The organism is Bordetella genomosp. 7 (assembly GCF_002261265.1).
Taxonomy (GTDB): Bacteria; Pseudomonadota; Gammaproteobacteria; order Burkholderiales; family Burkholderiaceae_B; genus Bordetella_A.
Genome location: NZ_NEVK01000003.1, coordinates 1 through 20,151, shown reverse-complemented (window position 1 = coordinate 20,151; position 20,151 = coordinate 1). Strand labels below are relative to the sequence as shown.

The 20,151-nt window shown below is 66.2% G+C and carries 16 protein-coding genes and 1 other RNA gene; 2 read left to right on the top strand and 15 right to left on the bottom strand.

Translation table 11 applies throughout. The annotated features are described in order from the left end of the window. Positions 1-6: 6 nt before the first annotated feature. The 12 genes from CAL19_RS02405 to rnpB form a co-directional block, all read right to left on the bottom strand. Entirely contained in the window at positions 7-987 is a 981-nt protein-coding gene (locus CAL19_RS02405) for a D-alanine--D-alanine ligase (RefSeq protein WP_094795931.1), read from the bottom strand. Then, entirely contained in the window at positions 984-2,390 is a 1,407-nt protein-coding gene (murC, locus tag CAL19_RS02400) for a UDP-N-acetylmuramate--L-alanine ligase (protein WP_026641074.1), read from the bottom strand. The genes CAL19_RS02405 and murC overlap by 4 nt, the downstream gene beginning before the upstream one ends. Continuing rightward, positions 2,387-3,460: an undecaprenyldiphospho-muramoylpentapeptide beta-N-acetylglucosaminyltransferase gene (murG, locus tag CAL19_RS02395; RefSeq protein ID WP_094795930.1), complete on the bottom strand. Its 1,074-nt coding sequence runs from the start codon at positions 3,458-3,460 to the stop codon at positions 2,387-2,389. Before murG ends, murC begins: the two co-directional genes overlap by 4 nt. Next, complete coding sequence (gene ftsW / locus CAL19_RS02390; RefSeq protein ID WP_026641076.1) at positions 3,457-4,650, bottom strand: putative lipid II flippase FtsW; 1,194 nt, start codon at positions 4,648-4,650, stop codon at positions 3,457-3,459. The genes murG and ftsW overlap by 4 nt, the downstream gene beginning before the upstream one ends. After that, on the bottom strand, positions 4,650-6,182 hold the full coding sequence (gene murD, locus CAL19_RS02385; protein ID WP_094795929.1) for a UDP-N-acetylmuramoyl-L-alanine--D-glutamate ligase: 1,533 nt from the start codon (positions 6,180-6,182) through the stop codon (positions 4,650-4,652). The genes ftsW and murD overlap by 1 nt, the downstream gene beginning before the upstream one ends. Beyond that, complete coding sequence (gene mraY, locus CAL19_RS02380; protein WP_026641078.1) at positions 6,179-7,348, bottom strand: phospho-N-acetylmuramoyl-pentapeptide-transferase; 1,170 nt, start codon at positions 7,346-7,348, stop codon at positions 6,179-6,181. Before mraY ends, murD begins: the two co-directional genes overlap by 4 nt. Further along, positions 7,338-10,166, bottom strand: coding sequence for a bifunctional UDP-N-acetylmuramoyl-L-alanyl-D-glutamate--2,6-diaminopimelate ligase MurE/UDP-N-acetylmuramoyl-tripeptide--D-alanyl-D-alanine ligase MurF (gene murF, locus CAL19_RS02375; RefSeq protein WP_038852600.1), 2,829 nt, complete (start codon positions 10,164-10,166; stop codon positions 7,338-7,340). Before murF ends, mraY begins: the two co-directional genes overlap by 11 nt. Beyond that, positions 10,163-11,893, bottom strand: a complete 1,731-nt coding sequence (locus CAL19_RS02370; RefSeq protein ID WP_026641080.1) for a peptidoglycan D,D-transpeptidase FtsI family protein — start codon at positions 11,891-11,893, stop codon at positions 10,163-10,165. The genes murF and CAL19_RS02370 overlap by 4 nt, the downstream gene beginning before the upstream one ends. Further along, a complete protein-coding gene (gene ftsL / locus CAL19_RS02365) occupies positions 11,890-12,180 on the bottom strand; it encodes a cell division protein FtsL (RefSeq protein WP_026641081.1) in 291 nt (96 codons plus the stop codon). The genes CAL19_RS02370 and ftsL overlap by 4 nt, the downstream gene beginning before the upstream one ends. Beyond that, a complete protein-coding gene (gene rsmH, locus CAL19_RS02360; RefSeq protein WP_026641082.1) occupies positions 12,180-13,271 on the bottom strand; it encodes a 16S rRNA (cytosine(1402)-N(4))-methyltransferase RsmH in 1,092 nt (363 codons plus the stop codon). Before rsmH ends, ftsL begins: the two co-directional genes overlap by 1 nt. Before the next feature lie 8 nt (positions 13,272-13,279). Next, complete coding sequence (gene mraZ, locus CAL19_RS02355; protein ID WP_026641083.1) at positions 13,280-13,708, bottom strand: division/cell wall cluster transcriptional repressor MraZ; 429 nt, start codon at positions 13,706-13,708, stop codon at positions 13,280-13,282. A 271-nt stretch (positions 13,709-13,979) separates the two neighbouring features. Then, an RNA gene (gene rnpB / locus CAL19_RS02350) (RNase P RNA component class A) lies at positions 13,980-14,393 on the bottom strand. A gap of 84 nt (positions 14,394-14,477) precedes the next feature. On the opposite strand from rnpB, the gene CAL19_RS02345 reads away from it, so the two are divergent. Then, on the top strand, positions 14,478-16,295 hold the full coding sequence (locus CAL19_RS02345) for an ATP-binding cassette domain-containing protein (protein ID WP_026641084.1): 1,818 nt from the start codon (positions 14,478-14,480) through the stop codon (positions 16,293-16,295). Positions 16,296-16,361: 66 nt separating this feature from the next. On the opposite strand, the gene pyrC is transcribed toward CAL19_RS02345, so the two are convergent. Further along, positions 16,362-17,420 (bottom strand): dihydroorotase, encoded by a 1,059-nt coding sequence (gene pyrC / locus CAL19_RS02340; protein WP_094795928.1) that lies wholly within the window; start codon positions 17,418-17,420, stop codon positions 16,362-16,364. A gap of 19 nt (positions 17,421-17,439) precedes the next feature. After that, entirely contained in the window at positions 17,440-18,633 is a 1,194-nt protein-coding gene (locus CAL19_RS02335; protein ID WP_026641086.1) for a M20 aminoacylase family protein, read from the bottom strand. 146 nt (positions 18,634-18,779) lie between these two features. On the opposite strand from CAL19_RS02335, the gene CAL19_RS02330 reads away from it, so the two are divergent. Further along, on the top strand, positions 18,780-19,058 hold the full coding sequence (locus CAL19_RS02330; RefSeq protein ID WP_026641087.1) for an SWIB/MDM2 domain-containing protein: 279 nt from the start codon (positions 18,780-18,782) through the stop codon (positions 19,056-19,058). Positions 19,059-19,534: 476 nt separating this feature from the next. Here the strand turns inward: CAL19_RS02330 and CAL19_RS02325 are convergent, their stop codons facing one another. Then, a complete protein-coding gene (locus tag CAL19_RS02325) occupies positions 19,535-20,011 on the bottom strand; it encodes an MmgE/PrpD family protein (protein ID WP_170941494.1) in 477 nt (158 codons plus the stop codon). Positions 20,012-20,151: the final 140 nt, after the last annotated feature.

Here is a 20,151-nt window from a genome sequence, read left to right as displayed (position 1 = left end):
TCCTGGTCAAGAGTTGCGTGCGGGGCTGCGTACCTTGCACGCTGCCTCGGCCACAATAGACACACACAGTTCGGCGTAGCTCATGCCTACGGCCTTGGCCGCCATGGGCACCAGCGAATGGCTCGTCATCCCGGGCGACGTGTTGGCCTCCAGCAGCCACGGCTGGTGGTTGGCGTCCAGCATCATGTCGATGCGGCCCCAGCCCGCGCAATCGAGCGCCCGGTACGCATCCACCGCCAGCTCGGCCACGCGCGACGCCACGGCATCGGGCAAGTCGGCCGGGCAGAAGTACTGCGTGTCATCCGAAAAATATTTGTGTTCGTAGTCGTAGTTGCCGCCGGGCGCCACGATCTCGATCACCGGCAGCGCGCGCGCCGATCGCCCGGTGCCCAGCACCGCCACGGTCAGTTCGCGTCCCGCGATGAATTGTTCGGCCAGCACGCGGTCGTCGAACTTTGCCGCCTGCGCGTAACCATCCTGCATATCGGAATAACCGACCACCTTGGTAATGCCTACCGTGGAGCCTTCGTGCGGCGGCTTCAAGATGAGCGGCAGGCCCAGCCGGTCGGGCACCGTGCGCAGCTCCGAACCGGCGTCCAGCAACTCGAAAGCAGGCGTGGTCAGCCCGTGCTGCAGCCAGACCCGCTTGGTCATCGTCTTGTCCATGGCCAGGCTCGAGGCCATCGGGCCGCTGCCCGTATAAGGCAAACCCAGCAGCTCAAGCGCGCCCTGCAGCGTGCCGTCTTCGCCGTAGCGGCCATGCAGCGCGATGAAAACGCGGTCGAATCCGGCCGCGGCCAGTTCCGCCAGCGATCGCTCGCCCGTGTCGAACAGGTGCGCGTCCACGCCCGCCGAACACAGCGCCTGATGCACGCCTGCGCCGGACATCAACGACACCTCGCGCTCGGCAGATCGACCGCCGTACAGCACGCCCACTTTGCCCAGGGCCTGCACATCAATATTCCGGGTTGGCGGTTTCTGGTTCATGCCAGTTCTCCGATCAGGCCGGGGACTTTGCTGATAGAGCCGGCGCCCATCACGACCACCACATCGCCGTCGCGCACGAAGTCCAGCACGGCGGCTGGCAGGTCGGCCACATCTTCTACGAACACGGGCTCGATACGACCCGCCACGCGCAACGCGCGGGCCAGGGCACGCCCGTCGGCCGCCACCAGCGGCTGCTCGCCCGCGGCGTAGACCTCGGTCAACAGCACGGCATCGGCGCCGCCCAGCACCCGCACGAAGTCCTCGAAGCAGTCGCGCGTGCGCGTGTAGCGGTGCGGCTGGAACGCCAGCACGATGCGGCGGTCGGGCCAGGCGCCGCGCGCGGCTGCCAGCGTGGCGGCCATTTCCACGGGGTGATGGCCGTAATCGTCGATCACGGTAAACCGGCCGCCACCGTGCGAGGCAGGCACGGCGAACTCGCCCACCTGCGTGAACCGCCGCCCCACTCCCTTGAACGAAGACAGGGCCTGGCTGATGGCCTCGTCGCGCACGCCGAGTTCGGTTGCGATGGCCACGGCCGCCAGCGCATTGCGCACGTTGTGCAGGCCCGGAAGGTTCAGCTCGATACTCAATGGCGGCAGCACCTCGTCACGGTTGCGGCGCTGTACCGTAAAGCACATGCGGGTGCCATCGGCCTGCACATTGTCGGCGCGCACGTGGGCGTCGTCGCTCAGGCCATAGGTGGTAATGGGGCGCGACACGAACGGCATGATCTCGCGCACATTGGCGTCGTCGGCGCACAGCACGGCGCTGCCATAGAACGGCAGGCGCTGGGTGAATTCGATAAATGCGCTCTTGAGCCGCGCCACATCGTGGCCATAGGTGTCCATGTGATCGGCATCGATATTCGTCACGATCGCCATCACCGGCAGCAGGTTCAGGAACGATGCGTCGGATTCGTCGGCCTCGACCACGATGTACTCGCCCTGCCCCAGCCGCGCATTGGCGCCGGCCGATGTCAGGCGGCCGCCGATGACAAAAGTGGGGTCCAGGTCGCCGGCGGCCAGCACGCTGGCCACCAGGCTGGTGGTGGTGGTCTTGCCGTGCGTGCCCGCCACCGCGATGCCGCGCTTCAGGCGCATGAGTTCGGCCAGCATGATGGCGCGCGGCACCACCGGAATGCCGGCGGCGCGGGCGGCCAGCACTTCGGGGTTGTCGCCCGCCACGGCCGTGGACGTGACGATGGCGTCGGCGCCGGCTACGTTCGCCGCGGTGTGGCCTATGGTTACCTGCGCCCCAAGCGAAGACAGGCGGCGCGTCACGGCCGATTCCTGCAGGTCGGAACCGCTGATGGTGTAGCCCAGGTTGAGCAGCACCTCGGCGATGCCGCTCATGCCCGAACCGCCGATGCCGACGAAATGAATATGCTGGATTCTGTGTTTCATGGTGTGCGCCTCGCTGCCTGTTCGCAGACATCGGCGATATGGGCCGCCGCGTCGGGGCGCGCATGTTGGCGCGCCCGCTCGGCCACGGCCTGTAGTTCGGGGCGGGAGCGCTGGCGCAGCCACCCGGCCAGCCACTCGGGAGTCAGATCGGACTGCGCGCACAGCCACGCCGCCTGCGAGTCGCTGAGAAAACGCGCGTTCGCGGTCTGGTGGTCGTCGATCGCGTGCGGAAACGGCACGAAAAGCGCGGCAACGCCGGCCGCCGCCACTTCGGCCACCGTCATGGCGCCGGCCCGGCATACCAAGAGGTCGGCGCGGCCCATCTCGGCCGCCATGTCGTCGATGAAATCGCGGCAATCGGCCTGCACGCCTGCGTCGGCATAGCCTTGCCGCAGCGGCTGCAGATGCTGCTCGCCGGCCTGGTGTGTCACGTGCGGGCGGTCCTGCGGATCGAGCATCGCGAGCGCGCGCGGCAACGTGGTGTTCAACGCCTGCGCGCCCAGGCTGCCGCCCACCACCAGCAGGCGCAACGGGCCCGTACGCTCAGCGTAGCGCGTGGCGGGCTCGGCAAGCTCGGTCATGGCCCGGCGCACCGGATTGCCCAGCACTTCTCCACGCGGCAATACATCCGGGAAGCCGCTGAGCACGCGGCGCGCCATGCGCGCCAGCCAGCGGTTGGCGCTGCCGGCCACCGCGTTCTGTTCATGCACCACCAGCGGCAATCCGCGCAAGGCCGCCATCGCGCCGCCCGGGAAAGCCACATAACCGCCCATGCCCAGCACGACATCGGGGCGGGATCTGGACAAATGGCCCCATGCCTGTGCGCAGGCGCGCAACAGCAAGAACGGCAGTTTCAGCAACGCGGCGGCCCCGCGGCCGCGCACGCCCTGGAAGTGCAGGGGCAACAGTTCGATGCCTCGCGGCGGGACCAGGCGGCCCTCCATCTTGTCGGGGTTGCCCAGCCACTGCACGCGCCAGCCGCGTTCGCGCAGCACGTCGGCCACGGCCAGGCCCGGCATGATGTGCCCGCCCGTGCCCCCGGCCATGATGAGGATCGTGCGCGCGCTCATACGCGGCCTCCTCGCATCATGATGCGGTTCTCGATGTCGACCCGCAGCAACAGCGCCAGGCCGCAAAGATTCATGACGAGGCCAGACCCCCCATAGCTCATCAGCGGCAGCGTCAGCCCTTTGGTAGGCAGCAGGCCCAGGCATACGCCCATATTGATAAACGCCTGCACGCCGAACCAGATCGCCACGCCGTGCGCGACCAGGCCCGCGAAAGTGCGCTCCATGGCGATGGCCTGCCTGCCGATATCAAAGCCGCGCTGGATGAGCACCACGAACAGCACGATGACCAGCAACACGCCGGCAAATCCCAGTTCTTCGCCCACCACGGCCATCAGGAAATCTGTATGGGCCTCGGGCAGGTAATGCAGTTTTTCTACGCTTGCGCCCAGGCCCACGCCCAGCCATTCGCCGCGTCCCAGGGCGATCAGCGAGTGCGACAACTGGTAGGCGCTGCCATAGGCATTGGCCTCATTCCAGGGGTCGAGATACGCGAACAGCCGCGCGCGACGCCAGGGAGACAGCCAGATCAGGGCCAGGAAGGTGCCAACCAGCACCGCCAGCAGGCTGCTGAAATACTTGCCATTGATGCCGCCCAGAAACAGGATGCCCACGGCGATGGCCACGATCACGATGAACGCGCCCAGGTCGGGCTCCAGCAACAGCAGCATGCCCACGCCGCCCAGCGCGCAAGCCATCGGCAAGAAGCCGCGCGCAAACGCCTGCATGTGTTCCTGCTTGCGCACGGTGTAGTCCGCCGCGTAAAGCAGTGCGCCCAGCTTCATGAGTTCGGACGGCTGGAAATTCAGCGGACCCAGCGGGATCCAGCGGTGCGCGCCGTTGACTTCGTTGCCCACGCCCGGTATCAGCACCAGCACCAGCAAGGCCAGCGACACCATGAAGCCCGGCATGGCCAGGCGCTGCCAGACGCGCAAAGGTATTGTCAGCACGACGGCGCCTGCCAGCAGGCCGGCGCACATGAACAGGCCGTGGCGCAGCACGAAATAGTAGCGCCCGTAAGACGCGTATCGCGGGCCGTCGGCCAGGGCGATGGATGCCGAATACACCATGAGCAGGCCGAGCAGCAGCAGCGTCGTGGCCGCGAGCGCCAGCGGCGCATCGTAGTTGCGCATGCGGGTGCGTCCCGGCCGTACGGCATTGACGCTGGCGGTCAGGTCGGCGAACAGGCTCATCACACTTCTCCCCGGTCGCGGGCAAGGTCTTCGACCTCTTCCATGAACACGGCGCCGCGGTGAGGATAATTGCGGAACATGTCCATGCTCGCGCAGGCGGGTGACAGCAACACGGCATCGCCCGGCTGGGCCAGGTCAGCCGCGCGGCGCACCGCGTCGCGCATGTCGGCTGCCGCCACGCACGGTATGCCCGTGCCTTCAAGCGCGCTGCCGATCTGCGGGCCATCGGCGCCGATCAGCACCACCGCCCGCGCATGACGGGCGACCACCCGCGACAGCGGCGAGAAGTCCTGCCCTTTGCCCAGCCCGCCCGCGATCAGCACCACGGGCTGGCCCAGGCCTTCCAGCGCCGCCACGGTGGCGCCCACATTGGTGCCCTTGCTGTCGTTGATATAGTCGACGCCGCCGATGGTACGCACGAAAGCGGCGCGATGCGGCTCGCCGGCATAGTCGCGCAAGGCGCGCAGCATCGGCCCCCAGCCGATATCCAGCACGCGCGCGAGCTGCAGCGCGGCCAGCGCGTTCAGGCCGTTGTGCAGGCCACGGATGCGCAGCGCGTCCAGCGGCATCAGGCGGCTCAGCCGCCCCACCGCCCGGGTCGGCGGCGGCGCATTCTTCTTGCGCCGCACCGGCGGCGCGGGCTCGTCGAAATCGTTAGGCTCGCTGGCGGCCAGCCATGCCATGCCCTGGCCCGACTCCAGCCCCATGTCGCCCACCAGCACCGGCGCTTCCCGCCCAAAACTGCGCACCTGCATGCCTTCCAGTGCCTCGACCATCGCCGCTACGCGCGAATCGTCGCGGTTGACGATGGCCACGCGCGCCATCTGCAACAGGCGTGCCTTGGCGCTGGCATAGGCGTCCATGCCGCCGTGCCAGTCCAGGTGATCTTGCGTGACGTTGAGCACGACCGCGGCGTCGGCCATCAGGCTGCGGGTGGTTTCGATCTGGAAGCTGGACAGCTCCAGCACCCAGACCTGGGGCAACGCATCCGTGTCCAGGGCTTCGAGCAGCGCGGCCAATGCGGCCGGCCCGATATTGCCGGCCGCGCGCGCCGAGAGCCCGCCTGCCTCGACAAGCTGCCGGGTCAGTGCGGTAACGGTGGTCTTGCCGTTGGTGCCGGTCACCGCCAGCACCTTCGGCCGATACTCGCGCGATTCGGCCAATTCAGCCAGTGCGCGGGCGAACAGTTCAATTTCACCCACCACTTCGATGCCGCGCGCGGCGGCCTCGCCCAGAAGCTCGCGGGCCGGCGACTGCGCCGGTGCCAGCCCCGGGCTCAGCACCAGCTGCGCCACGCCATCAAGCAGCGCCGGGTCGAAGACGTCGCCGCACCCCAGGCAATACTCTACTTGCGCGTCCGCCAGCGCCTCGCGCAGCGCAGCGAGCCCCCCAGGGGCGTCGCGCGTGTCCGCCACGCGCAGGGCCGCACCTTGCCGCGCGCACCAGCGCGCGGCAGCCACGCCGGTCTCGCCCAATCCAAGGATCAGGACGCGCGGCGCATCGGTGCGAAGGGGCTCGGTACTACTGTTCATCGCAACTTCAAAGTGGAAAGGCCGATCAGCACCAGCATCATGCTGATGATCCAGAAGCGCACGACGACCTGGGTTTCCTTCCAGCCGCCGACCTCGAAATGATGGTGCAGCGGCGCCATGCGGAATATGCGCCGCCCTTGTCCGTACTTGCGCTTGGTGTACTTGAACCAGGTCACCTGCATCATCACCGACAGGGTTTCCACGACGAACACGCCGCCCATGATGAAAAGCACGATTTCCTGCCGGACGATCACCGCGATGGTGCCAAGGGCGCCGCCCAGTGCCAGCGCGCCGACGTCGCCCATGAACACCTGGGCCGGGTATGCGTTGAACCACAGGAAAGCCAGGCCGGCGCCCGCAATGGCCGCGCACAGCACCATCAGTTCTGCGGCGCCCGGAATGTAGGGAAACAACAGGTACTTGGAATAGTCGACCCGCCCGACCACGTAGGCAAATATGCCTAGCGCGCTGCCCACCATCACGGTGGGCATGATGGCCAGCCCGTCCAGGCCGTCGGTCAGGTTGACGGCATTGCTCGTTCCCACGATCACCGCCCAGGTCAGGGCCACGAAGCCCAGCACGCCCAGCGGGTAGCTCACCGACTTGAAAAACGGCACGATCAGGTCGGCGCGCGTCGGCAAGGGCATGGCAAAGCCGCTGCTCACCCATGCCTTGAACAAAGGCCACAGTTCGGTGTTGGCGGGCGCAGATACCGCGAAAGCCAGATATACCGCCGCAACCAGGCCTATGGTGGCTTGCCAGAAGAATTTCTGCCGCGCCGGCATCCCTTCCGGATCGCGGTACACCACCTTGCGGTAGTCGTCCATCCAGCCGATCCAGCCGAAACCGAAGGTCACGAGCAATACCACCCACACGAAACGGTTGGTCCAGTCTGCCCAGAGCACCGTGCTGATGGCGATGGCAATCAGGATAAGCGCGCCGCCCATCGTCGGCGTGCCGGTCTTGACCAGGTGCGACTCGGGGCCGTAGGCGCGCACGGCCTGGCCGATCTTCATTTCGGTAAGCTTGCGGATCACCCGCGGCCCGGCCAACAGGCCGATCAACAGCGCGGTGGCGCAGGCCAGCACGGCGCGCAGCGTAATGTATTCCAGCACGCCGATCGCACGGACGTCATCGGACAGCCAGCGGGCAATCTCAAGCAGCATGCGGGTCTCCCTGGCGCCCGGCCGTGGTCTTGTTATTGTTCGTCGACAGCACCTTCACTACCCGCTCCATGCGCATAAAGCGCGAACCTTTCACCAGAATGCTTGCGTGGCCCGCGCCGCGCAACGCGGCCACAATGTCTTCAACCGTATCGCACACGGCCGCGCCCGGACCGAACGCAGCCGCGCTATCGCGGCTGGCCTCGCCCAGCGTATAGAGCCTGTCGATGCCATGCTCGCGGGCGTATTCGCCCACTTCGCGGTGCATGGCCGGGCCGTTTTCTCCTACCTCGCCCATGTCGCCCAGCACCAGGGCGCGAGGTGCCGGCATCGTGGCCAGCACATCCACCGCGGCGCGCACCGAATCGGGATTGGCGTTATAGGTGTCGTCGATCAGCACGGCGCCGTCTTCCAGCACCACGCGCTGCATGCGGCCCGCCACGGCGCTGAACCCGGCCAGGGCGCGCACCGCACCGGCCAAGGGTGCGCCGGCTGCCAGCGCTGCAGCAATGGCGGCCAGGGCATTGCGCAAGTTATGCAGCCCCGGAACGGGCAACGCCAATGTGGCGGTGCCGGCAGGGGTCACCACCTGGCAGCGCGTGCCCTGCGGCGTGGCGTCGATCTGTTCGGCATAGACATCCAGCCCCGGCTGCAATCCAAAGCGCAGCACGCGGCGCGCGCCCGCCTGGGCCTCCCAGATACCGCAATGCGGGTCGTCGCCCGGGAACACCGCCACGCCGTCGACCGGCAAGGCCTCGATCGTGGCGCCGTTTTCCCGCGCCACCGCCTCGACCGAATGCATGAACTCCTGGTGCTCGCGCTGCGCGTTGGTGATCAGCGCAACGGAAGGAGCCGCCATCGCCGCCAGGCCCGCGATTTCGCCCGGATGGTTCATGCCCAGCTCGAACACTGCGGCACGGTGTTGCGGACGCAGCCGCAGCAGAGTCAGCGGCACGCCTATGTCGTTATTGAAGTTGCCCGCCGTCGCCAGCCGGCCCGCTTCGCCCTGCCAGTCGGCCAATATGGCGGCGACCATTTCTTTGGTCGTGGTCTTGCCATTGCTGCCGGCCACGCCGATCACGGGCAGCGAATACCGGGCCCGCCACGCCGCGCCGATACGCTGCAACGCCTGGCGAGTGTCGCCCACCACCAGTTGCGCAAGCGTCACGCCTTCGACAGGATGCGCCACGATCGCCGCGCAGGCGCCGGCGGCCTGCGCCTGGAGCACATAGGCGTGGCCGTCGAACTGCTCGCCAACCAGTGCCAGGAAAATTTCGTTCTCGCCAATACGCCGGGTATCGGTGGACAGCGCGGCGGCCTGCGGCAACAACAAGGCCAGCCGGGCCCATTCGCGGTCGTCGAACGGCAAGCGGTTGCCGTTGATTTCCTGGTAGGTTTCGTGGCCCTTGCCAGCGAGCAGCACCACGTCGTCAGGATCGGCCGCCCAGATCGATTGCAGGATGGCGCGCGCCCGATCCGGGTCTACATGCAAGCGCGTCCCTGCCGGAACCCCCGCGAGAATCTGCGAGATGATCGCCTCGGCATCTTCGCCGCGCGGATTGTCGCTGGACACGGTGACCTTGTCGGCCAGTTCCGCGGCAATACGGCCCATTTCCGGCCGCTTGCCCGCATCGCGCTCGCCGCCGCACCCGAACAGGCACACCAGGCGGCCGCCGCGCGCATCGGCCACCGGCCGCAGCGCCAGCAGCGCGCGCGCAAGCGAGTCCGGCGTGTGGGAATAGTCCACCACGACCAGCGGCCCGCGGCTCGCAGCGGTCGAAGCACGCAACGGCACGGGAACGACCACCTGCAGGCGGCCATCCACCGGGCGCGTGGCGCTCAGCGCCTTGGCAATCTGGCTCAAGGGCGCACCCAGCTTGTACAGCACGCCGGCTACCAGCAGCAGGTTCGATATGTTGTGGCGCCCCAGCAGCGATGTGACGATCTGGGCCTCGCCATCGGGCGAGGCCAGCACGAACACCTGGCCGTGCGCCGTGGCCTGCAGGTCGCGCGCCTGGAATGCCACCGCCATGCCCTGCTGGCTGTATCCCACGGCCCGCTCGCCAGGCAATGCGCGCAACAAGCGGTCGCCGGCGGCGTCATCGGCATTGATCACCGCGGCCGCCAGGCCGGGCCAATTGAACAACCCGGCCTTGGCCTGTTCGTAGCGCTCCATCGAGCCGTGGTAGTCGAGATGGTCGCGCGTCAGGTTGGTAAAGCCCGCCACTGCAATGCGCACGCCGTCGAGCCGACCCTGGTCCAGCCCTATGGACGACGCCTCCAGGGCGACGGCCTGGGCGCCCGCGGCCTGCATTTGCGCCAGGATGCGATGCACGCTCAGGACATCCGGGGTCGTCAAGTGGCCGCCCAGCGAACTGCCGTCGGGCAGCAACGCGCCCAGCGTGCCGATGCTGCCGCACGGCTTTCCGGCGGCGCTCAGCGCCTGTGCAATCCATTGCACGCATGATGTCTTGCCGTTGGTTCCGGTGATCGCCACCACGCTCAGTTGCGACGACGGGCGCCCGTACCAATCGTCGGCGAGCTCGCCCAGCATCGGGCGCAACGCTTGCACGGCCAGGACGCGGGAATCTCCGGCCACGCCGGCCGGGGCCGGCGACTGGCAAAGCACCGCGGCGGCGCCCTGCGCGAGCGCCTGTTCGATATAGGCGCGTCCATCGGCAGATCCGCCGGGGCAGGCCACAAAGACGTCGCCTGCATTCACCTCGCGCGAATCCAGGCGCAAATGCGCCTCGCCGGATACGCGCGAGCGCAGCCAGGCCAGTGCGTCGGCCGCGGTGGCAATGACGCGTGCGGGGCTCATCGCGCGGGCTCCTGGACGCCGGCCACGATCGTCGATTCGAACGGGGCATCGGGTTGCACGCCTATCATGCGCAGGCTGCCGCCCGTGATCGTGGAAAACACCGGCGCGGCAATCGCGCCGCCGTAGTAACCGCCGGTTCTGGGCTCGTCGATGGACACAGCCACCACAATGCGGGGGTTGGACACGGGCGCAAAACCCACGAACGAACTGCGGTAACGCTGGGTGCTGTACTTGCCGTCGACAATTTTTCGCGCCGTACCGCTCTTGCCTGCCACGCGATACCCCTGCACCTGAGCCGCCTTAGCGCCGTCGGGTCCGGCGGCTGCCTCGAGCATCGAGCGCACCAATCCGGCCACCTGGGGGGTGTAGACCTTGACGCTGGTCGGGGCGCTGTCGCGCTTGACCAGCGTGGGAGACACCATGTCGCCCTCGCGGGCAAAAACGGTATACGCACGCGCCACCTGCAGCAAGGATGCGGACAGCCCGTATCCATATGCCATGGTGGCCTTCTCGATAAGGCGCCAGCGATCCCATGGCCGCAGGCGTCCGGGCGCGGCGCCCGGAAAGCCCAGCTGCGGCGCCCGCCCGAAGCCCAGTTCGGTGAAGCGTTCCCACATTTCGCGCGAATCGAGTTTGTCGGCGATCATGGTCATGCCGATGTTGCTGGAGCGGCGCAACACGCCGCCCACCGTCAGCGTGCCGTTGCGGCTGACATCGTGAATGGTGCTTCCCTGGTAGCGGAAAGCGCCGTTGCCGGTGTCGAACTGCGTGTTGGTCGTGATACGCCCAAGATCCAACGCCAGCGCGACGGTAAAGGGCTTCATGATCGAGCCCGGCTCGAACGTATCGGTGATGGCGCGGTTGCGCAGATTGGTCGAGCGGAAAGTCTCGCGACGGTTGGGGTCGAACGTCGGCAGGCTGGCCATCGCCAGAATTTCGCCGGTGGCGACGTCCATGATGATGGCGCTGGCCGCAGACGCCTGGTGGCGCTCGAGCGCCTCGCTCAGTTCGCGATAAACCAGGTACTGCAGCCTGGTGTCGATGGACAGGTGCAGATCGCGGCCGTTCACCGGCATCGTCACCGCCTGCACGTCTTCGATCACGCGTCCCAACCGGTCTTTGATCACACGGCGGCTGCCGGGCGTGCCGGACAGCAAGTCATCGAACGCCAGCTCGACGCCTTCCTGGCCTTTGTCTTCGACATTGGTGAATCCCACCAGATGCGCCGTGACTTCGCCATCCGGGTAATAGCGGCGGGTTTCGGGCTGCTGATGGATACCGGGCACATCCAGCTTCTTGATCTGCTCGGCGATTTCCATCGGCACCTGGCGCTTCAGGTACACGAAGTTGCGCTCTTCATCGGCCAGACGGCCGCGCAGATCGGCGACCGATGTTCCGAGCAGCTTGGCCAGGTCGCCCAGCTGTGCGCCCGTCGCAGGTTTGACGTCTTCCGGTATTGCCCAGATAGCGCGCGCCGGCACGCTTGACGCCAGAACGACGCCGTTGCGGTCGAGGATCTTGCCCCGGGTGGCCGACAGCGTCAGCGTGCGCTCGTATCGCCGTTCGCCCTGCTGTTGCAGGAATTCGGTAGACAAACCCTGCAGATACAGGGCGCGCCCTGCCAGCACCACGAAGCCGCCCAGCAGCATCAGCTGCACCAGGCGCGCGCGCCACGTGGGCAGCTGGCCGCGCAGCACGGGGTTATCGAAGAAAGGCACGCGCTTCATTGCGTGCCTCCCGCGGCCGGAACGACCGGCTGATTAAGGTAGATCGTGCGGTCGGGCACGATGGGGATCATTTTCAGGTCTTCGCGCGCGGCGCGGTCGACCCGGGCATTGCGCGCGAGCTCGGCCCGTTCCAGTTGCAGGCGGCGCCAGTCCACATCCAGGCTGCGCGCCTGCGCGTGGCTGCGATCCAGCTCTATAAATAACTGGCGCGACTGATAACGGCTCGTCACCAGCGATATCGCCGACAGCATCAACAATACGGCCAGGAACAAGGAGGCGCGTGCCATCAGTGCGGCCTCCGTTTGGTGCGGCGCGCGGGCGCGGCCTCGCCCGGCACGCGCATCGCCGGCACCAGGGCCTCGGCGCCTGCCGTGTCCAGAGGCGTGTCCGTGCGCTCAGCCACGCGCAACACCGCCGAGCGCGCACGCGCGTTGGCGGCCACCTCTTGCTCGTCGGCCAGGACTCGACCCAGGGAACGCACCAGGGGTTGCGGCAGTTCGCTTTCGCGCAAGGGCAGGCGCGCATGCGCGGCAGCCGGCCTGGCCGCCGCCGCGATGCACTGCTTGACCATGCGGTCTTCAAGCGAATGAAAACTGATCACTGCCAACCTCCCCCCCGGGGCAAGCAGCTCTAGAGCTGACGCGAGGGCGCGCGAGAGCTCTTCGAGTTCCCGATTGATGTAAATCCGTAAAGCCTGAAAGGTGCGTGTGGCCGGATGCTGCCCCTTTTCGCGCGTGCGGACGGCGCTGGCGACGCACTCGGCAAGCTCGAGCGTGGTGCGCAGCGGCCGTGTTGCGCGGCGAGCAGCAATCGCCTTTGCAACCTGAAAAGCAAACCGTTCTTCGCCATAATCCGCTATGACCTCCCGCATTTCATCCACGCTGGCTTGCGCCAGCCAATCCGCCACCGTAGGGCCGCGGGTCGTATCCATCCGCATGTCGAGCGGCCCTTCGCGCATAAACGAAAAACCACGCTCGGCATCATCCAGCTGGGGAGAAGACACCCCCAGGTCCAGCATCACGCCATCGATCGCGTCGATGCCTCGCGCGGCCAAGGCGTCGCGCATGGTGGCAAAACCGCCATGCACCACCTCTACCCGGGCATCGCTCGCGGCCAGACTGGTGGCCACGGCGATTGCCTGCGGGTCTTTGTCGAACACCACCAGCCGGGCCTGCGGGCCCAGCCGGCGCAATAGCTCGCGGCTGTGACCACCCCGCCCGAAGGTGCCGTCGACGAACACCCCGTGCTGCTGCCTGGCATCGGCCTGTGCGCCACCCTGCCGGGCAACCGACCGTGACGCGCCCTTGCCGCCGAAATCGGCCAGCAGCAACGCGTCCACCGTCGGCTCCAGCAGCACGGGCCGATGCTCGAATTCCATACTCGGTTTCAGAACGAAAACTGGTTCAACACGTCCGGCATCCCCTGAGCTAAATCTTCCGCCTCGCGGCGGGCCAGGGAAGCGGCATCCCAGAGCTCGAAGTGGCCGCCCATGCCGAGCAGCATCACATCGCGCGTCATACCGGAAGCGTTGCGCAGTTCAGGCGCGATGAGCACGCGGCCAGAGCCGTCGATCTCGACGTCCTGGGCGTTACCCAGCAGCAGCCGCTGGAGCGCGCGGGCAGACATGGGGAACGCGGCAATCTGCTCGCGCTTCTTTTCCCACTCTTGCCGCGGATACACCAACAGGCAGCCATCGGGATGGCGGGTCAGGGTCAGCCGGCCTTCGGCCTGCGCCATCAGCGCGTCACGATGCCGGGTCGGAATCGAGATCCGTCCCTTGGCATCGAGCGTCAGCGCGCTGCTTCCCTGAAACACCACTTTCACCCCACTTAATTGCACAAATTCCTACTTTTTCCCACTCTACGGGAATGGGCAATCGGGGTCAAGCGCACGGTTGCAATTTTTTCAATCACAACAAGGACTTAGAGCAATTCGCCAAATTTGCAAAGCAAAAACCCCCTGATAAATCAGGGGGTTGCAGTAACAACTAAAAGTCCTTCTTCAGAAGTCGCCGCGCAGGCGTCCTTTCAATGCCTTACGTTCCGCTCTTGCCTCGGGCGGAACGGCCCATGCGGCTCGGATTCAGGAGCAAGACAGGTCTATAGGCCGGATTCTGTACGCCGGGTCGCCCCGGCGGGCAATCATTCCTCTGCGCGGGCCATTGCTGGACCGCTGTAGCCACCTACCCGCATGCTTGGACGAGCCGCCCTTCAGGCCCCGAGGGGCCCGCGCATGCCTATTTGGTGTTGCTCCGGGTAGAGGTTGCCGCGTTTCACCCTGCGATGCCGCCACCCGTTTCCGGATGGCGCGGCACGGAGATGGCCGTGCCGGTGCGCGCCAGGCGCGCCCGCCCCGCAGACTCGTCTCTGTGGCCCTATTCCTCGGTTGCGGCGGCAGCAAACTGCCGCGCAACCGGACGGCCGTTAACCGTTACCCCGCTCTGTGGAGTCCGGACCTTCCTCGACGGATTCGCATCCGCCGCGATTGCCCGACCTGTCTTGCCTGGCCATTTTAGTACAGCCGGCGCGCCGCCCGGGCTTCCTGCGACAATAGCGGCTGTATCGCATCTGGCAGTTTTCCATTCATGGCTACGGCACCTCCTCTCATTACCCTGGCCGGCGTGCAGCTCGCCTATGGCCATCACGCCCTGTTGGCGCAGGCCGACTTCACCATCCAGGCGGGCGAGCGCATCGGCCTCATCGGCCGCAACGGCGCCGGCAAATCGTCATTGCTGCGCTTGCTCGACGGCCGCAGCCAGCCCGATGACGGCGAGATCGCGCGCTTGTCCGGGCTGCGCGTGGCAACAGTCGAACAAGAGCCCGTGCTGGACGATGCGCTCTCGGTGTTCGACGTCGTGCATGGCGCCGCGGACGATCTCGAAGATTGGCAGCGTCCGGCCCGAGTGCGCGCCGCACTGGAACGCCTGGGCCTGCCCGCCGACTCGCCGGTGGCGGGCCTTTCGGGCGGCATGCGAAAGCGCGTCGCGCTGGCGCGGGCGCTCGTCGATGAACCCGACCTGCTGCTGCTGGACGAACCCACCAATCACCTCGATTTCGACGGCATCGCATGGCTTGAAGACCTGTTGCGCGGCTGGAAAGGCGCGGCGGTCATCATCACGCACGACCGGCGCTTTCTCGATGCCGTGGCCACGCGCATCGTCGAACTCGACCGCGGCCGCCTGCTCAGCTTTCCGGGCAATTTCTCGCAATGGCAAGAACGCAAGGCGCAATGGCTGGAATCCGAGCGCCTCGAACAAGAACGGTTCGACAAGCTGCTGGCGCAGGAAGAAGTCTGGATCCGCAAGGGCATCGAAGCACGCCGTACCCGAAACGAGGGCCGGGTACGCCGGCTGGAGCAGCTGCGCGTGGAACGCGCCAATCGCCGCGAACGCCTGGGCAATGTAAGCCTGGCGTTGGCCGAAGGACAACGGTCGGGCAAGCTGGTGGCCGAGCTGGAAAACGTCAGCAAGGCGTTTGGCGACAAGATCGTCGTGCGGGACTACAGCACCACCATCCTGCGGGGCGACCGCATCGGCATTGTGGGCCCCAACGGCGCAGGCAAAACCACACTGCTCAAGCTCATCCTTGGCGAGCTCGCGCCCGACAGCGGCTCGACGCGCCTGGGCAGCAATGTCGCCGTGGCGTACTTCGACCAGATGCGGGCACAACTCGATGAAGACGCCACGCTGGCGGACGTGATCAGCCCCGGCAGCGAATGGGTCGAGATCGGCGGGGCGCGCAAGCACGTGATGAGCTACCTGGGCGATTTCCTGTTCTCGCCCGCGCGCGCGGGTTCGCCGGTGCGCAGCCTGTCGGGCGGCGAGCGCGCACGGCTGCTGCTGGCTCGCCTGTTCGCGCGGCCGGCCAACGTGCTCGTGCTCGACGAACCCACCAACGACCTCGACATCGAAACGCTCGAACTGCTTGAAGAATTGCTGCAGGAATACGCAGGCACGGTCTTGCTCGTCAGCCACGATCGCGCGTTCCTGAATAACGTCGTCACCCAGACCATTGCCAGCGAGGGCGAGGGAACATGGCGCGACTACGTTGGCGGATACGACGAATGGGTAGCCCAGCGCCCTGCCCCCGTGGCCGCCAGCAAGCCCGCGCGTGCGCAAGCCGTTGAGCCGGCCGTGCCGCAAGCGGCCGCGCGAAGCCGGCCATCACGTCCGGCGCGGCTCAGTGCCTGGGAACTGCGCGAGCTCGATAACCTGCCCGATGCCATCGCCGACATCGAGGCGCGGCAAGCAGCCTTGACCAACCAGTTGGCCGACGGCACCCTGTATCGCGATGCGCCCGACGAAATCGAACGCATCAATAAAGAGCTTGCAAAGCTGCAAGCCGAACTGGAACAAAAGTTCGAACGCTGGGAACTGCTCGAGGCCCGGCGCGCCGACAACTGAAGCCGGCAAGGCGCAAGAACGCGGGGCGGGCAGCCCGCCCGCTCTGCAGGATGCGCGCCGGGGCGCCTAGGCCACGCGCCACTCCAGCGATTCGCCCGCCGCCAGCGGCACCAGCGACGTATCGCCGAACGGCACCTCGGCCGGCACCTCGTACGTTTCACGCCGCAGCGTCAGCGTGTCGGTGTTGCGCGGCAGGCCATAAAAATCGGCTCCGTGAAAGCTGGCGAAAGCCTCAAGCCGGTCCAGCCGCCCCACCCGCTCGAACGCGGTGGCATACAGCTCCATGGCGTGCAACGCCGTATAGCAGCCCGCGCAACCGCAGGCGTGCTCTTTCAGGCCACGCGCATGGGGCGCGCTGTCGGTGCCCAGGAAGAAGCGCGGATTGCCGCTCGTGGCAGCCTCGAGCAGCGCCTGGCGATGCACTTCTCGCTTGAGGATGGGCAAGCAGTACCAGTGCGGGCGCACCCCGCCCTGGAAGATCGCATTGCGGTTATACAGCAGGTGCTGCGGCGTAATCGTCGCGCCGATGGGGCCTTCGGCGTCGCGCACATACTCTGCGCCTTCTTTGGTGGTGATGTGCTCGAACACGACCTTCAGGCCTGGATAGGCGCGCCGCAGCGGTTGCATCACCCGCTCGATGAACACTGCCTCGCGGTCGAACACATCGATGCCTGGGTCGGTCACCTCGCCGTGCACCAGCAACGGCATGCCGCAGCGCTCAAGCGCCTGCAGGGCCTGGCCGCACTTGCCCAGCAGGTCGGTGACCCCCGCGTCGGAATTCGTGGTGGCGCCCGCGGGATAGAGCTTTACCGCATACACCTGGCCCGACTCATGCGCGCGCACGACCTCTTCTGCCGGGGTGTTGTCAGTCAGGTACAGCGTCATCAGGGGCGTAAACGGCCGGGCCCCGTCGTGCCTTTGCAGCGCGGCCTCGATGCGTTCACGATAGGCCAGCGCCTGTCCGGTCGTCGTCACCGGCGGCCGCAGGTTCGGCATGATGATGGCGCGGGCAAACTGCCGTGCCGTGTCGCCCACCACTGCCTGCAGCGCCGTGCCATCACGCAGGTGCAGGTGCCAGTCGTCGGGGCGGGTAATCGTAAGCTGGGTAAGGGTTTGGGTAGACATGGACAAGCCACAAGGGCGGTTACTCTGCCAGAGGCATGCCGCGCTCGGCCAGCGCGCAGAACATCGCACTGCCCAGCGGAATCACGGCATCATTGAAATCGAATCGCGAATTATGCAACACGCAGCCCGATTCGGCGCCGCCCTGGCCCAGGCGGAAATACGCGCCCTGCTTGGCCTGCAGCATAAAAGAAAAGTCTTCCGAGCCCATTGAAGGCACCAGGTCGCGCACCACGTTCTCTTTGCCGACAAGGTCCGTCGCGATATCGGCCACCAGGTTGGCGTGCTGAGGCGTGTTCAGGGTGGCCGGATAAATACGCTCGTAGATGATCTCGGCCGTCGCACCGAAGCCGCCTGCGATCGCGCCCACCAGCTCGCGCATGCGCGTCTCCACCATTTCCTGCACCGACTTGCGGAACGTACGCACCGTGCCGACAAGCTTGGCTTCGCGGGGAATCACGCTCATGGCGCCAGGGTGGCCAGCCTGCAGTGATCCGATGGACAGCACCGCCGAATCCAGCGGATTCACATTGCGCGACACAATCGTCTGCAACGCCGTGATAACGTGGCCCGCGATAGTGACCGGGTCGATCGTCTGGTACGGGTGCGCGCCATGGCCGCCACGCCCCACGATCGAGATCTCGAAACGGTCGGCCGCGGCCATCATGGGCCCAGGGTTGATGCCTATCGTGCCGGGCTTCAGGCCCGGCCAGTTGTGCAGCGCGTAGATGGCGTCGCACGGAAACGTGTCGAACAACCCGTCTTCCATCATGGCTTTCGCGCCGCCACGGCCCTCTTCGGCAGGCTGGAAAATCAGCACGGCCGTGCCGTCAAAATTGCGGGTCTGCGCCAGATAGCGCGCCGCGCCGATCAAAATGGCAGTGTGGCCGTCATGTCCGCAGCCATGCATCAGACCGGGTTTGCTCGACTTGTGTACAAAGTCGTTGTCTTCAGTCATGGGCAGCGCGTCCATGTCCGCGCGCAGGCCTATCATGCGGCCGCTGTCGCGCCCACGGCCCCTAATCACGCCCACCACACCGGTTTTACCGATGCCGCGGTGCACTTCGATGCCCAACGCCTCAAGCGCCCCAGCCACAATGCCGGAGGTGCGCACCTCTTCGAAACCGAGTTCGGGATGCGCATGCAGGTCGCGGCGCAGGGCCGTCAATTCGTCATGAAAGAGCCGGATGGACTCAAGCGCAGATCTCGCGTACATGTGCCGTTACACACCTTGGTAAGGGGGCAATGAAGTCCCCATTTTAGTTGCTACAGAGCATAAATGCCTTTGTCTTTGCGGGGGAGACAAGTTATGCTCCGCCCGCAGGACAATTTTTCCAACAGCCAGAGAAGGAGCGCCGCATTATGGCTACAACCTCCAAACCCGCGACCGCCCGCAAGCCGAACGCCGCATTCATGAAGCCCCTGACCCCCAGCGCCGAGCTGGCTGCCGTCATCGGTTCGGACGCCGTGCCGCGTACCGAGGTCACCAAAAAGATCTGGGAATACATTAAAAAGCACAACCTGCAAGATGCCAGCAACAAGCGCAACATCAATGCCGACGCCAAGCTGCGTCCGATCTTCGGCAAAGATCAAGTCACGATGTTCGAACTGACCAAACTGGTCAACGCCCACCTGAAATAAGCAGGCAAAGGGCGTACCCGGTACGTCCCTGCCTCTCGCCGCCGGCCCGGCGCGAGCCCCTCGGCCCCCGAGCGAGGCATGCGCGGACCAGCAAGCGGCCCCGGCCTATCCGGTGGCCGGCAGACGCGGCGGCCGGCAGACCCGGTGGCCGGCATCCGGTGGCCGGCTTTCCCCAGAGCCTCGGCCAGGACGGCCCAAGGCAAACCACGTCTGCCTACACCCGAAATCCAGGCAATTCCGTCTTACCGCGTTACGGGCACACTGCCGCAGTGTACGGTGGCTGCCATGATGCCACCATGCCGCCCGGCGCCTTGGCGCACTCGGCAATGTTTACATCTTCGGAAAGTTGTTGCCTGCGGGTCGGGTTCCACGAAGCCCAGGCGTTGGCCAAGGTCCTGGAAACGTTTATCGTGGTTCACGCCAAGGCAAGAACAGGGCTGGCCAGCCGACGTCTGATTGCACCGGCCAGCAACAGATCACCAGATTTGCGCAAGCCCGGTTAGATCCTGGAGCTTTTCAAGGTTCCAGACCGTGTCCGCAACTCGGCGAGCGCGCTCTTCCGACAACACCCGTGAGGCGCAGTGGTGGAACTTATCGGTCAGCTCGTCGTCCGTCATTCGCGATGCGTCGGTAGCGGGAGAGCCCTTGCGATACCGGAGCTCGTGCGTGAAACGCTTGCCGCGTGCGTGAACCTCAGCGCTGCCTATGCGTGCCTGAGAGTCTTCTTTTAGCACCTCTTCGAAGTGTGGGTGCGACGCCACGGTGACACGCTGCATGAATTCCCGCACGCGAGGATCATTCATCGCAGCATCATCGTGCCACTCGGCGCCGCTCTTGAACCCAAGGGCGACCATCGCCACAGCATACGGCACGTTCATCTGGGCTTCGATTTCCGATTCGATTTCACGGCTGTACCAAAGCGGCAGGCTTGCGGCGTGGGGATCACACTGCACCTTTACGTGATCATGACCTGCCCCCAGACTTAGTACGGCACCGACATAGAGTCCAGGGTTAAAAACCGTTGTTGTCGATGCGCCTGAGCAAACTGCTCCGGCGTTAAGTATCCCAGCGCGCTATGCGGGCGTTCGGTGTT

Bases quoted from the DNA above. Each gene is read 5' to 3' on its own strand.
- CAL19_RS02330 (WP_026641087.1), top strand. From the start codon at position 18,780: ATGGCTACAACCTCCAAACCCGCGACCGCCCGCAAGCCGAACGCCGCA.
- ftsL (WP_026641081.1), bottom strand. From the start codon at position 12,180: ATGGCACGCGCCTCCTTGTTCCTGGCCGTATTGTTGATGCTGTCGGCG.
- pyrC (WP_094795928.1), bottom strand. From the start codon at position 17,420: ATGTCTACCCAAACCCTTACCCAGCTTACGATTACCCGCCCCGACGAC.
- murD (WP_094795929.1), bottom strand. From the start codon at position 6,182: ATGAACAGTAGTACCGAGCCCCTTCGCACCGATGCGCCGCGCGTCCTG.
- CAL19_RS02405 (WP_094795931.1), bottom strand. From the start codon at position 987: ATGAACCAGAAACCGCCAACCCGGAATATTGATGTGCAGGCCCTGGGC.
- murC (WP_026641074.1), bottom strand. From the start codon at position 2,390: ATGAAACACAGAATCCAGCATATTCATTTCGTCGGCATCGGCGGTTCG.
- mraY (WP_026641078.1), bottom strand. From the start codon at position 7,348: ATGCTGCTTGAGATTGCCCGCTGGCTGTCCGATGACGTCCGTGCGATC.
- murG (WP_094795930.1), bottom strand. From the start codon at position 3,460: ATGAGCGCGCGCACGATCCTCATCATGGCCGGGGGCACGGGCGGGCAC.
- CAL19_RS02345 (WP_026641084.1), top strand. From the start codon at position 14,478: ATGGCTACGGCACCTCCTCTCATTACCCTGGCCGGCGTGCAGCTCGCC.
- ftsW (WP_026641076.1), bottom strand. From the start codon at position 4,650: ATGAGCCTGTTCGCCGACCTGACCGCCAGCGTCAATGCCGTACGGCCG.
- murF (WP_038852600.1), bottom strand. From the start codon at position 10,166: ATGAGCCCCGCACGCGTCATTGCCACCGCGGCCGACGCACTGGCCTGG.
- CAL19_RS02370 (WP_026641080.1), bottom strand. From the start codon at position 11,893: ATGAAGCGCGTGCCTTTCTTCGATAACCCCGTGCTGCGCGGCCAGCTG.
- CAL19_RS02335 (WP_026641086.1), bottom strand. From the start codon at position 18,633: ATGTACGCGAGATCTGCGCTTGAGTCCATCCGGCTCTTTCATGACGAA.
- rsmH (WP_026641082.1), bottom strand. From the start codon at position 13,271: ATGGAATTCGAGCATCGGCCCGTGCTGCTGGAGCCGACGGTGGACGCG.